Here is a 12,036-nt window from a genome sequence, read left to right on the forward strand (position 1 = left end):
CATATGGATTGACCGATTCACCTTTACTACTAAGCTATCCAGGCAAGCAGGGAAATATACTAGATTTGAAAAATAATTTGAGAGAGATGTCGAATGTACCGCGACTGTATTGTGTTGCGATTACCGCAAAGGTCCACCAGCTAGGAGGGGGACAGAACATGAGACTCAGCAGAAGAGCTAACAGAAAAGGGCTTCCCTGAGGATGTGATTATCGCGAGTCCTGTCTAGGGTGCTGGGCTTTTTCTGCGTGAAACACTTTCGGGTTGGCTTGCTGCGTTGAGTGTTTTGTTTGTTGTCTCTGGCGCCAACAGTACGCAGACAATGAGTCCGCCAAATGTGACAGCGGCGGCCACCAGCATCGTTGGCCCTATTCCGAAGTTTTCCAATCCCCACGGAAACAGGTACGTTCCAATAACCGCACCGAATCGGCTGATACAGGTTGTAATTCCCACGGCTGTACCCCGTACCTCTGTGGGGAACAGTTCATTTGGCGCGAGCCATTCCATGACATTTGGTCCGCCCGAAAAAATGGCATAGAGGACGAATCCGACGAAAATCATGGCCAGCGGACCGTGTGGGAACAGCCCCAGAATGAGAACACCGACCGTCATGCCGGTGAATGAGACGATGATGAGCATTCTGCGTCCCATCCTGTTCACTAGGAACAGTGCCGGAATACAGCCGATGAGGAAGAGTGCGCTTATGATGGCCGCACCGTAACCGGATGCTCCTTCGAACAGGTGATAGGATGCGAGCATCTCTGGACCAAACGTCAGCATGGCAAACAATGGAGCCACCGCGGCCATGTAAAATAGCCCAACGTAGAGTGTTCGTTTTAAGTAACCCGGCATAAAGAGTGTGAAGTAACTGGTCTTGCCAGTCGAACCGTCTGGCATGACGATGTCTTGGAGTGAGGCGGTTGGTCCATAAACTTGTTTGAGAACTTTTTCGGCCTCTGTTTTTCGTCCCTTCTGTAACAGCCAACGTGGTGACTCTGGTGTACCCATCCTCAACAAAACCAAGATGACGGCCGGGATAGCGCTACTGGCTAGTATCCATCGCCAAGCATTCGGACCAATGTTCAGCATGACTTGACCGACAATATACGCCACAGTTGAACCAATGTAGTATGCAATAAGGGTCACACCCAGCATCAGACCTCGTTGTTTCTTAGGTGAAAACTCGGCTAGGAGCGATGTGGCAATTGGATAGTCGGCGCCGACGGAGATACCGAGAATAAGTCGAATGATAAACAGTTCCCAGCCAGTTTGGACCCAGACCTGCAGAATGGAAGCCACAATCAATACGATAAAATCAATGGTATACATTAATTGCCTGCCGAATTTGTCGGTCACATACCCCATGAATCCACCGATGAAAATGCCGATGAGTGCGGATGCACCAATCAGGCCGCTCCATGTTGTATTCAGATGTAGTTGTGGTCTAATCTGGATCAAAGCAATGGCGATAATACTGAGAATGTAACCATCCAGGAATGGACCACCCGAAGAATACACGGTGAGGCGAGCGTGAAACCCACTGAATTCAGCATCGTCTACAATGTTTTTCCTTTTCCTTTTCATCATTCGACCCCCGTCGTAGAATCAGTCATATTCGGTGTCAGATAAGATGTTATAGAGTAAGCGACGTTATGCACGGTTCAACTGAGTTTTGTACAACTGTAGAGTTTTTATCCAATATCCGGGTACCTGTTACCCTGTCGTACTGGTGAGACAGGACAGGTTTATACTTCCCGTTTTCATTTATGTAGAAAGTCTAGTTCCATAGATCCTTAGGATAGGATTAACCAGGAGAGGAATCCTTAATTCAAAGCAGCAATATGAACAAAATATATGAATATATAAATATATAAATATATAATGTGAAACTCGCATGGTCATGAGGAATACAACGATGATGAAGACAAAAGAAGTTTCAATTGAACCGCCAGTTGCCCGGAACACTGCTGTCGTTATTGGGGGCATTTGTGCGTTCATTTAAATGGATATACATTGAAGCAGCAAAGCTTTTTATTTCACATCGGGGCAGTGCATGATTAAAGTAGAGCTAAAGAGGGTGATGGCGATGGTAAAAACAGCGTTAATTACGGGTGCATCGCACGGAATAGGACTTGAGTTAGCGAGAGTGTTCGCTGAAAACGGGTATCAACTCGTTCTCGTAGCTCGAAATTCTCGCAGACTGAGGGAAATTAAGGATGAATTTCAGCGAACTCTCTCTACGTCAGTGGATATCATCGCTAAAGACTTAAGTGAACCTGACGCACCGCGGGAACTTTTTGCTGAATTAACGGATAGGAACCTGAACATCGACGCGTTGGTCAATAATGCGGGATATGGTTGGAAGGGACAGTTTGCCAAAGGAAATCCGGATACTCAGTTAGATATGATTGATTTGAATGTGCGCGCCCTTACGTATTTAACCCGGTTAGCACTCCCCTCCATGGTGGCTGCTAAGGGTGGGTATATTTTAAATGTGGCTTCCACGGCAGCCTTCCAGCCGGGACCACTTATGGCGGTTTATTACGCAACGAAAGCGTACGTACTATCATTTAGCGAGGCCATAGGAAATGAGGTAAGAGAATACGGTATTACGGTGACGACGCTGTGCCCAGGCCCTACGTCCACCGAATTTGCAAGTCGAGCAAATATGTCCACAAGTAGGTTGTTTCAGGGCAGCGGGGTGATGGACGCAAAAACCGTGGCCAAACTGGGATATGAAGGTATGATGAAGGGGCGAACCATCGTGATCCCAGGGGTACGGAATCAGGTGTTAGCTGCAAGTACCCGGTTCGCCCCACGGCGAGCAGTCACTCGTATTGCGCGATCCCTGAACGAGGGTTAAACGTTCACGGAACGAACGAGGTCTTCTCACTGGTGTTATCGTTAATCCGATTGTTGCGTTCTCCTGCACTTTAAGTTGCGGAAAACATAATCCTCATTAATGGATGCGCTAGCTGAGTAAGAATGACAAGCGGCCAGTTTCCGATTTCAGCAAATACTCCTGTGGATAGACGACTATCCACCGATATTCCGATAAAATTGCCAGGTCGATCCCAATTTGTCACCGGACGTTCGCGGTTTTTGTAAGCTTGGTGAATCGCCTAAGTGATTCACCGGAACTCATTCGTACTTGAAGGAGGCCTCACGTGAATCACTACACATCTGTCATTATTATTGTAGCCTTGGTCATCTTCGGACTTTATCGACGCGTCCGTAGGACAGTTGGGTTTCAGTACTTAGTTCGTGGCCGAATTACCACCCGAGTAGTCATATTCTCGATTTTGGCGCTCGTCATTTTAGCCGCTGGTGCCGCAAATCCAATATCCTATGTGTTTGATGCAGTTGGACTGGTGATTGGGGGGATCATCGCCTACATTTCCGCTCGAACCACAAAATTTGAAATGAGAAACGGCCGTTGGGGATACCTTCAACATTTGTGGATTGGCATTGGCCTGATCATCCTTTTCATTGGCCGGTTGGCTTTTCGTTTTATTGAGATATCTCAGGATGTGGGCAAAATCCAACAACAACAAGTTTCAGGTCAAAATCAACTGGCCGCCCAAAGCTTTTCCGATCCCTGGACGGCCGGCGTCTTTATGCTACTAGTCGCTTACTATATTGGCTATTTTATCTTCTTGCTTCGCAAGGCCCGGGAATTCGAAAATCAGACCTCGTCGGCAAGGAAGGATTGGGACGCGCAGTAGTCAGCGATTCTTATCGGGTGGTTGTGTAACCGGCGCTCACCGCTTGGTTCTCGCATAAAGGGGGCTGTCCAAAACTGGATTTTTGATTTTCGGAGCCCCCACTTTTGCATGAAAAGCCCCCAAACCCACTTGAACGGTGGATTTGGAGGCTTTCTCGTTACATGTTTAATCGCTCTGCTATTAGCGACTGTTACTGTTCAGATGGCGGTAACAAGTATCGACACATTGTTTCCGCAATAATATCCACTTAATAACAGACGAAATCGGTGGGAAATTAAGAATTGTTTATGAACACCCCCATAAATCTATGTCTCAGGTCGAAATTTTATGACATAAACGCCAAATTCCGAAAGGAAACGGGGGAACCACCATTTTTGGGGTGAATCGCGGGGCTACCGCGTAGGGCACCTTTCAACCCGAACCCGACAGCTAACCTCGTAGGCGAATTTGAAAGGAGACGGATACTATGCAAACGCAAGAGTGGATTGACTTAGGTCGTGTAAGCGAGTTGGTCGGCTCAGAACTACTGTACGACGCTGACGCCGTGGCCAAATTACGTCATGCCAATCGAGCAGCGCGATATTTTCCGTCAAATGGTAAGAGACGACCGAAGTACTACACGCCTCCACGTAAGGACCACCAGGAGGTGCAATGATGAATGGTTGGGTTTATCGTTGCAATAGCTTGTATCACTGGTGTCTACACGTTATTCACAGTACAAATCCTTAATACGTCGAAGGATAACCTTCGGCCAATAAAACGTTAATCAATACAGGGATGTCTCTTTGGCATCTCCCCTTACATCCGATATGTCGTGTTGAAAACTTCATATGCCATCGCTTAGTTCCGAAAGGAAGCGGAGGAACCATTCAATTGGGGTGAATCCAGTCTCCGACTGGTAGGGAATCTCTTATCCCGAATCCGACAGCTAACTTCGTCAGCGGTAAGAGAGGTGTCTTCTTGTACGTTGATGCTGATTAGTTTGCTCCCCCGTAGGAACTCCTACGGGGGCTTTTGTCGTTACAGCATTCAACTTAAGGGAATTGGGGGACAAAACCATGTATAAACGAATTCTTGTACCCATTGATGACTCGGATACAGTCGACTCCATTTTGCACGAAGTTGCACAAATATGGATGGAAAATAGAAATCGTACCATCACCCTTTTCCACGTTCTCAGGCCCGTAAACAGTCTTGGTGTAGGGACAGGATACATTGTTGATACCGCTCACGTTCAAACACGATTGGAAAAAGACGGACATCAACTTTTAGAGCAGGCTGGTGAAAGATTATCGTATTTCGGTATTGAGCCTAAAATGGTCTTAGAGTGGGGAGAACCCGCGCGTGAGATCAGTCGATACGCGGAAAGTGAAGACATCGACCTAATTGTCGTAGGCAATAAGGATAAAGGTCTGTTGGATAAATTACTCAGTGGTAGTGTGAGCCAAAGAGTTGTAGAAAAGGCACCAGCGGACGTTCTCGTGGTGAAGTGAAAATTGATACGAGGTGAAGCGAATGATAAAAATGGAAGAAGTACAAGAACAATTGCAGCACTGGGGCGAATTGATCATTACTACGGACGCCGGAGAGACATATGAAATACATCTCGGCGATACCGAGTTTGATAAGGAAAATCGTGTGCTCCAGTTCACCACACCAGACGCAAAAATCGTCATTGATGGCGATACCATTGAAAGCGTAAAAATGCACTTCAGTCACAAGATGAGTGACTAAAGGACGTCTCAGGGATATGTCATGCAATGCCCTTGCCGGGGTTCGGGTTCGTGCTTTGGTTACGTCGAATCCACTTTACGAGATGAATCGCCACGCATTCAACAGCACCCCACGCGATATGTCGGGGTGCTGTGTTCGTTAAACTTAGCCTAAGCCCGTTCCGAGACGATCGTGAAACGAGGCGTCTTTTTTTCACCAATTCTGCACGTTCCTTACGACCCTGATGACCTCTTCACCCACATTACATTGACACGCATAGTAATGTGATTTACTTTGTAATCGAAGAGGTGAGGTATATGACATCCATCCCCTCGGACATGATTAGGGGACACATCGATACAGTTATTCTCAAGTTGTTACTGGACGGGGATAAGTATGGGTATGAAATATCTAAATTGGTGTCTTTAGGTTCTGGCGGTGAGTACGAGTTAAAAGAAGCAACAATGTACTCTTCGCTGAAGCGGTTAGAGCACGAAAAAGATATCACCGCGTACTGGGGTGATGAGACCAAGGGCGGTCGCAGAAAATACTATCGGATTACGGATAAGGGAAAGAAGACGTATATCGAAAACAAGCAGAACTGGGAGCGCGCAAAGCGAATTTTAGAAAACTTGATGTAAGAAAGGAGACATAAAAATGACTGACAAATTAAAGGAGTACCTTGAACACACCTTTTCCGTCTATGAGGAACTAAAGCCGCTTGAGGAGTTAAAGGAAGAGCTGTACCAAAATCTGCAGGACAAAATGCAGGATTTTAAAACGGAAGGATACGATGATGCAACAGCTCTTCAGATGACGATTGACTCCATCGGCGAGGTATCCGAACTAATTGCGAGCATCCATGTAGACGCGCGACAGTTGCAACAGATTGTCGGCATGAATTTATCGATGAGTAATCTACAGTACTCAGATCTTCAATCAGTAGCAGTACATGATGGGAAGTTTAATTATAGTAACTTAAAGGGCTCCGATTTCAGTCATGCCGACTTAACAGATAGCATTTTCAAATGCAGTAATTTGGAAAATGCAAAATTTGATCGTGCCAATCTGAGTCGGGCAAAATTCCGCGCCTCTAACCTGAAGGGGGCAAGTTTTGACGGCTGTACGCTCGATGGTACGGATTTCAGTCATTCAAACCTTGCCAGCGTATCATTTGATGGACTCATATTGAATGGAACCATCTTTAATAATGCAGGATTAAAAGGAACCACGTTTAGAAATTCGATACTCATCAACGTTTCATTCAAGACGCAAGCCAAAAAAGCCGTTTTTGATGGTGCAGTCATGGATAAGTTGACCTATGCCATTCTTCAAGGTTATGGTGCGAAGCTCCCGAATGTGACTGTCGTTTGATTTTTCATCGATGAGAAAGTGGGGTGAATGAGCGATTTCTTTTGTGAACGAACCGTAAATTCACACAGATTTAGATAAAAACGGGGAGTGTCCTTCAGTGTTGAGGTACTTTCGGGACACAGCGATTGGTGAGAAACTCGTCAGACATGATGAAAATCCCCGCCACATAAAATGTGAACCCCATTAACTCAACGCCCTTAGCGTAGGGTTTTGGGCATTTTTTATTCCCATCTGTTGTGAAAATGCCGAGTCCGATCAGCGTAAAATGCAAAAAAGCATTCATTTGGCAATCACCGAACGTAACAAAGACGCTGACTGTCTGGGTTGGAAGATGGGCGGTGGTGTGCCATAGCGATTCAAGTGTGCTGGCTGCACTACAATCAGCCAAAAGGAGGGCGGAAATGCTTATTTCCGAGATGTCATTGGAGAAATTGACTAAAGCACAAATCACAGACCTCGTGTTTGGCCTCGAGTCAGAAATCGACAATGGTACATGCACGGGAGATTGTATCTTTGTCTTTGGTGGAACAAGTATGGAACGCACAGAGAAGGCCGTGGAGTTGTTCAATGACGCTCGGGCGCCCTATATTCTGTTTACTGGTGGCGACAGGTACGGGACACGCAATGATCGGGAAGCTTTGGTTCTGCGTGATAAGGCAATTGAACTTGGGGTACCAGAACAGTCGACTATGGTGGAAACATTATCGAACAATACAATCGAAAACATTCTATGTTCACTTGTAATCTTGGACCGCAAATTGGGGTTACACAGTATTCGACGTCTACTTCTTGTTAGCCAGCAATGGCACATGCGCAGATGCACATTAATGTTTAAAACCTTTCTTCCCCACTGGATTGACTTGGTATGGTGCCCTGAAGATCGTCCGATAGCGCGGCGTGACAACTGGTGGACAGAGGCAGAGTGGGAGCGCCGAGTGATGAATGAGGCATTTAAGGTTGTCAATGGAGTTAAGGAGAGATACTTTATCGACATGGACATCCCGATTTAGTGTTGTTCACCTCAGAAAGTCTTACATCCGCCCGATTACATCCAGTATTGGGTCAAGCCGAGGACCTTTGCCAAGGGTCATCCTATGCTTTGTGTTGGTTTCATGGGGATGGATAGTCGTTGCTCTAAGTGCCCCAATCATTCGCTTGTTTATCCTGGCTCTTCATTGAGCGGAGAATAAAGTCTTGAGGAGTATGTCTTCGGTCATCAGTACATGCATTTTGGACTCGGACAGGCGAAATTTGAATAGGATGAATTCAACTGTATTTCTCTTGGATTCATGAGGATAGACGTACGTTTCTCATCTGTTTACGGCAAAAGTGCGGGTGCTGTCAATATGTCTATACGAAGGCGGGGATGGTGTGGCGATTGCGATCACATTCAATATGGTGAATATCAACAGCATGAACACTCAAGTCGGAGTTTTTATCGGGAACAACAATCAGTTAGGTTGGGATTCTAACGGTAAAGTGGTCATGGGTATCGGGCAAATGATGGGGATTAATCAAGTGGCTCCGCTTGGAGCGTATCTATATTTGGACAACGACGTCGTTGACCAGCCTGTCGTAGAAAATGAAATTAAGAACGGAAATACACTTCAAGGGGTGTGATCAGTGTCTGAACAGTTGGGCACACAGTGAACTGACTATCGGGTACGTTCATCCGGATGCGAACAACTTGCGTAGACTTGGCTTTGCGAGAAACATGGCGACATCCAAAGAAGTCCTAAACGCGGTTAACAATACGTAACCAACATACTTCAGTAAGATACACCCTGTAAGCGTTCGCTTGAGTCAGTCTCTCTCTTCGTGAATATAATTGACATGGCCATCGCCCTTGGACGACGGTGTTTTCGTTTTTTATCGCAGAACAGGTTCTTTCGTTAGAATGACGTTGACACCTGTTTTTGAGCGAGGCTTCACCCATTTCCAGACGATCTGTCACCGTCCATTTTGGTCAGAGGCTGTTTGGGTTTTATCACAGCCTTCAACCAGTCGGGAACCTCTGAATCTGGAGATACATTCATCATATCGAAGACGTCGGGATCGTTCAAAAAGGATTGCGCACCACGAATCTGATGGTTGGTTCCGTGGATATTGCCGAAGCCTTGATTGTGCTTCGTGTGACTTTGAAAATTGGTGGGCCAGTTGTTGCCGACGTTGAGGGCAGAGGCCGATGTGACAGTGCCTATGCGAATGGACCCAATGACGAAACTGGGCGAGAAATAGGAATTCATACGGACCTCCTACTAGGTAAAGCGAAATGTGAAACCCTTGTTTGTTTTCTGCATTTTCGATCCGTCCGCTTCTCCTTCTTTAAGATCCGACAGGTTCCGCTCGGCTTGGGCGGTCTTCCCTTCGGGAGTGAAGCCCTTTTTCTTTAAATGAAGGGTCCTGCCTACTCGAACCCCGAAATTGTTCCCCAGGTTTAACGCGCCACTCAACTCGTCAATGTCGAGCTGATCTAATCGGAATTCCAGTTTTTCGAGCACCGGATCATGAACGTGTAACGTATCGATATGAATGCTGTTCTTCGCCCCTTGGTTCGTCATCTGCTGAAGAGCCAGCTCGATATGCTGGAGGCGTTCTTGAATGGCTGCAAACGTAGCCGCATCTTTGCGATGAATCCAGTTTCTAAACATGTACGTGACCTCATTCGTAATTTGATACGCTCGAACCGAATCAGACATGCGGATAAAGGCATACAGTGAAACAATTACTTATTTTCTTGCCCAGAGTCGTTCATGAAGGTATCCAGTATGTCCTGGTCGCCAATCACGAGGAGATCACAGTGAACGGTATTTCGCTCGCCGGTCACTGCTCCAAAGCCTTCATTGACGCTCTGGCTATGCCGCCAATTGCATGAGAGGTTTTGTCCATAGAACGACCCAGAAGTGTGGTCAATATGATCGACGTGAAGTTCCCCAACAGAAATACGAGGCATTGACGTCCCTCCCAATTCTCTGTTGTATATGCTATGGCTTGTGTTCGGGGAATATATCAACATTAGAACGGAGGATTTGTTGTGGCGATTGCGATTACGTTTAACATGATGAATGTCAACAGCATGAACACTCAAGTTGGTGTGTTCGTCGGAAACAATAATCAGTTAGGTTGGGACGCAAACGGTAAACTGGTCATGGGCATCGGTCAAATTATGGGGCTTAATCAAGCGTCTCCGCTTGGAGCATATCTATACGCGGACAATGACATCGTCGACCAGCCAGTGATCGAAAACGAAATCAAGAATGGAAATACACTGCAGGGGATGTGATGGCGATGGATGAGCTTCGTAATTCGAGCTTGAGTATGGTATTTGGCAACATCATCGTCAACAACATTAATCACACTTCGGGGATATTTGTCGGGGAGAATATGCAGTTTGGCTGGAGTGGGCATATGAAAGCCAATCATGGATTCGGTTTTCATATGGGATACCTGAATACTGCGCAAATCAATGCGGTTTTTATTTATGATAACGATTTGATTGATGCCCCAATCACTGACTATGACATCATGTCAGGAAGTGCCATTGACACGGGTTCCCCAGTGCCCGTGCAATGCGCTTCTCCCGTGACTACTCCATAACTTAATAAAGTCTGGTGGCAACCCGTTCAGTTTGTTCGCACGGCGACTAAAAATCAATGGAAACTGTGTTTCCACGTGACTGCTCCGGGCCACGCAGGTCTTTTCGCATCATGATATTTAACAGCCCATTCCTGTATTCAGCGCGTACCTCGTCCCGAAGAACGGGGAGAGGTAAGGAGATTTCTCGTTCAAAGACACCCTGATGGAGTTCCGACAAATGCAACTGATTGCGTGGAATATTGGCGTAACTCCTGTTGATTGAGCCCTTGATATAGAGTTTCTGTACATCAACGGATATAGACACATCACTGGCGGACTGTAGGCCGGGAACTTCGAGGACGGCGACGAGATCGTTAGCCGTTTCATACAAGTCAACATGCGGAAACTGCCATTTATTTGAATTGAAACCTGGAGCATGTGGTGTGTTCCACATTGGCTGTGCTGTATTGAGGAAGTCAGGCATGTTCGGCATCATGTTCTTCATCAGGTCCTGGTTCCCGAACATTTGTCGAATTTGTTCACCCAGCTGTTCCAATTGCTTCAAGTAGTCCATTGGATTGTTGGCCATCATGCTCTCCTCCGTGACACCAAAACACACTTCAACGTAGTTGAATCCGTGGTCCTCATACAGTTATATTCGCTGAAGTGCGAACAATTGACGCAATCTCACATCCATTGGCCACCGTTGGTATGAAATCGCTATATGCATGGTTGACACCTTGGCGGTATCGGCAGTACGAATCATTGTGCATCAGCCGAACTTGAGCACCGGTTTATTGGGTTAGTCCTAGTCGAAAAGCCAAGTGTTACGGAACGATGAATGCCAAAATGATGATTCGCGAAATGGCGCGGCTGGTGAATAATGGACGATATTTTGATACCAATTCTGGGTCCAATAAGCCGTTAACCATCAGGAAGATGGTGAGGAAAATGATTGCGTTTCTTGTCGGCCTGTTCATCTTCACCGTGTTGTTCCACGGCGAAACGTCCTGTTACCCCCGTGTTCTAGTAAGCCTGTCCAAGAACCATGTTCGAGGTTCACATTTCCTATCAGGGCCAATGGAGCAAACGGGTAGTTTTGCTACAGGAACGTGGCGTAACAGCGGATCATGTGACGGAGAATGCACCGAGGGAGTTGACGGGAACTCCCTCGATGCATGGGTGGAACACCGTGGTTTTGGCAACATCAATAAGCAGTCCAGCCAGCGTCAGCCGTGATCACTGTAGGGCTGACAAAACTGGAGTCATCTGATGCTAAGAATAATGCCACTTTAGCAATTTCACTAGGGTGTCCTATCCGTGGATTCGTACCCATACCGACCATGGACGGTTGGACACCCAGTGCAGCAGGATATTCTACAAAAGAGACAGGAAGTGCTGCAAGAAAAACTAGATTATTATCGTCATATCGAGAAGACCCATCAACAAAATCTTTTTGTGATAGAGGTCATCCGCTTCCAAAAAAGTCAGGTCGAACATGAATTGGCCTGGATCGCAAACCTGAAACACAAGTGATAGGAAGGCGTGACGAAGACATAAAGCAGTATTGGTCCGGAGCGAGTCAATTCGGTGTGTTACGACATGCAATCGGTGCGTGCGCACGCGCTGCTGAGGATGGAACCGAGATA

Annotated in this window: 18 protein-coding genes, 1 pseudogene and 2 riboswitches; of the genes and pseudogenes, 13 read left to right on the forward strand and 6 right to left on the reverse strand. The window is 46.6% G+C overall.

Going from position 1 to position 12,036, the window contains the following annotated elements:
• Positions 1-224: 224 nt before the first annotated feature.
• A complete protein-coding gene (locus NZD89_RS03175; protein ID WP_268006377.1) occupies positions 225-1,583 on the reverse strand; it encodes an MFS transporter in 1,359 nt (452 codons plus the stop codon).
• A 502-nt stretch (positions 1,584-2,085) separates the two neighbouring features.
• On the opposite strand from NZD89_RS03175, the gene NZD89_RS03180 reads away from it, so the two are divergent.
• The 9 genes from NZD89_RS03180 (at position 2,086) to NZD89_RS03220 (ending at position 8,431) form a co-directional block, all read left to right on the forward strand.
• Positions 2,086-2,862 carry an SDR family NAD(P)-dependent oxidoreductase gene (locus NZD89_RS03180; RefSeq protein WP_268006378.1) on the forward strand — a complete coding sequence of 259 codons (777 nt, stop codon included), beginning with the start codon at positions 2,086-2,088 and terminating at the stop codon, positions 2,860-2,862.
• Between the two features lie 304 nt (positions 2,863-3,166).
• A complete protein-coding gene (locus NZD89_RS03185) occupies positions 3,167-3,724 on the forward strand; it encodes a CcdC protein domain-containing protein (RefSeq protein ID WP_268006380.1) in 558 nt (185 codons plus the stop codon).
• Positions 3,725-4,051: 327 nt separating this feature from the next.
• Positions 4,052-4,183, forward strand: a riboswitch (cyclic di-AMP (ydaO/yuaA leader).
• A 7-nt stretch (positions 4,184-4,190) separates the two neighbouring features.
• Positions 4,191-4,379, forward strand: a complete 189-nt coding sequence (locus NZD89_RS03190) for a hypothetical protein (protein ID WP_268006381.1) — start codon at positions 4,191-4,193, stop codon at positions 4,377-4,379.
• A gap of 172 nt (positions 4,380-4,551) precedes the next feature.
• Positions 4,552-4,681: riboswitch (cyclic di-AMP (ydaO/yuaA leader) on the forward strand.
• Positions 4,682-4,782: 101 nt separating this feature from the next.
• Entirely contained in the window at positions 4,783-5,217 is a 435-nt protein-coding gene (locus NZD89_RS03195; protein ID WP_268006382.1) for a universal stress protein, read from the forward strand.
• 22 nt (positions 5,218-5,239) lie between these two features.
• A complete protein-coding gene (locus NZD89_RS03200; RefSeq protein WP_268006383.1) occupies positions 5,240-5,458 on the forward strand; it encodes a hypothetical protein in 219 nt (72 codons plus the stop codon).
• A gap of 296 nt (positions 5,459-5,754) precedes the next feature.
• Entirely contained in the window at positions 5,755-6,078 is a 324-nt protein-coding gene (locus NZD89_RS03205; protein ID WP_268006384.1) for a PadR family transcriptional regulator, read from the forward strand.
• 16 nt (positions 6,079-6,094) lie between these two features.
• On the forward strand, positions 6,095-6,811 hold the full coding sequence (locus tag NZD89_RS03210; protein ID WP_268006385.1) for a pentapeptide repeat-containing protein: 717 nt from the start codon (positions 6,095-6,097) through the stop codon (positions 6,809-6,811).
• A 401-nt stretch (positions 6,812-7,212) separates the two neighbouring features.
• The gene (locus tag NZD89_RS03215) at positions 7,213-7,821 is read left to right on the forward strand and encodes a YdcF family protein (RefSeq protein ID WP_268006386.1); all 609 of its coding nucleotides are present in this window, start codon (positions 7,213-7,215) and stop codon (positions 7,819-7,821) included.
• Positions 7,822-8,182: 361 nt separating this feature from the next.
• The gene (locus NZD89_RS03220; protein ID WP_268006387.1) at positions 8,183-8,431 is read left to right on the forward strand and encodes a hypothetical protein; all 249 of its coding nucleotides are present in this window, start codon (positions 8,183-8,185) and stop codon (positions 8,429-8,431) included.
• Between the two features lie 308 nt (positions 8,432-8,739).
• Here NZD89_RS03220 and NZD89_RS03225 read toward each other — a convergent pair whose 3' ends face one another.
• From NZD89_RS03225 to NZD89_RS03235, 3 genes are all read right to left on the reverse strand, one after another.
• Positions 8,740-9,057: a hypothetical protein gene (locus NZD89_RS03225; protein WP_268006388.1), complete on the reverse strand. Its 318-nt coding sequence runs from the start codon at positions 9,055-9,057 to the stop codon at positions 8,740-8,742.
• A 12-nt stretch (positions 9,058-9,069) separates the two neighbouring features.
• Positions 9,070-9,462 (reverse strand): hypothetical protein, encoded by a 393-nt coding sequence (locus NZD89_RS03230; RefSeq protein ID WP_268006389.1) that lies wholly within the window; start codon positions 9,460-9,462, stop codon positions 9,070-9,072.
• A 74-nt stretch (positions 9,463-9,536) separates the two neighbouring features.
• On the reverse strand, positions 9,537-9,764 hold the full coding sequence (locus NZD89_RS03235) for a hypothetical protein (RefSeq protein WP_268006390.1): 228 nt from the start codon (positions 9,762-9,764) through the stop codon (positions 9,537-9,539).
• A gap of 81 nt (positions 9,765-9,845) precedes the next feature.
• Here NZD89_RS03235 and NZD89_RS03240 point away from each other — a divergent pair, with 81 nt between their 5' ends.
• A complete protein-coding gene (locus NZD89_RS03240) occupies positions 9,846-10,094 on the forward strand; it encodes a hypothetical protein (protein ID WP_268006391.1) in 249 nt (82 codons plus the stop codon).
• A gap of 5 nt (positions 10,095-10,099) precedes the next feature.
• Positions 10,100-10,408: a hypothetical protein gene (locus tag NZD89_RS03245; RefSeq protein ID WP_268006392.1), complete on the forward strand. Its 309-nt coding sequence runs from the start codon at positions 10,100-10,102 to the stop codon at positions 10,406-10,408.
• Between the two features lie 46 nt (positions 10,409-10,454).
• On the opposite strand, the gene NZD89_RS03250 is transcribed toward NZD89_RS03245, so the two are convergent.
• On the reverse strand, positions 10,455-10,976 hold the full coding sequence (locus NZD89_RS03250) for an Hsp20/alpha crystallin family protein (RefSeq protein WP_268006393.1): 522 nt from the start codon (positions 10,974-10,976) through the stop codon (positions 10,455-10,457).
• A 248-nt stretch (positions 10,977-11,224) separates the two neighbouring features.
• On the opposite strand from NZD89_RS03250, the gene NZD89_RS03255 reads away from it, so the two are divergent.
• A complete protein-coding gene (locus NZD89_RS03255) occupies positions 11,225-11,626 on the forward strand; it encodes a hypothetical protein (RefSeq protein WP_268006394.1) in 402 nt (133 codons plus the stop codon).
• On the opposite strand, the pseudogene NZD89_RS03260 reads toward NZD89_RS03255, so the two are convergent.
• Positions 11,595-11,732, reverse strand: a pseudogene (locus tag NZD89_RS03260) (SDR family oxidoreductase); the annotation flags it as partial. The gene NZD89_RS03255 and the pseudogene NZD89_RS03260 overlap by 32 nt on opposite strands.
• On the opposite strand from NZD89_RS03260, the gene NZD89_RS03265 reads away from it, so the two are divergent.
• On the forward strand, positions 11,708-11,923 hold the full coding sequence (locus NZD89_RS03265) for a hypothetical protein (protein ID WP_268006395.1): 216 nt from the start codon (positions 11,708-11,710) through the stop codon (positions 11,921-11,923). The pseudogene NZD89_RS03260 and the gene NZD89_RS03265 sit on opposite strands and share 25 nt — an antisense overlap.
• Positions 11,924-12,036: the final 113 nt, after the last annotated feature.

Origin of the sequence: Alicyclobacillus fastidiosus (assembly GCF_026651875.1) — a bacterium.
Classification (GTDB): domain Bacteria; phylum Bacillota; class Bacilli; order Alicyclobacillales; family Alicyclobacillaceae; genus Alicyclobacillus; species Alicyclobacillus fastidiosus.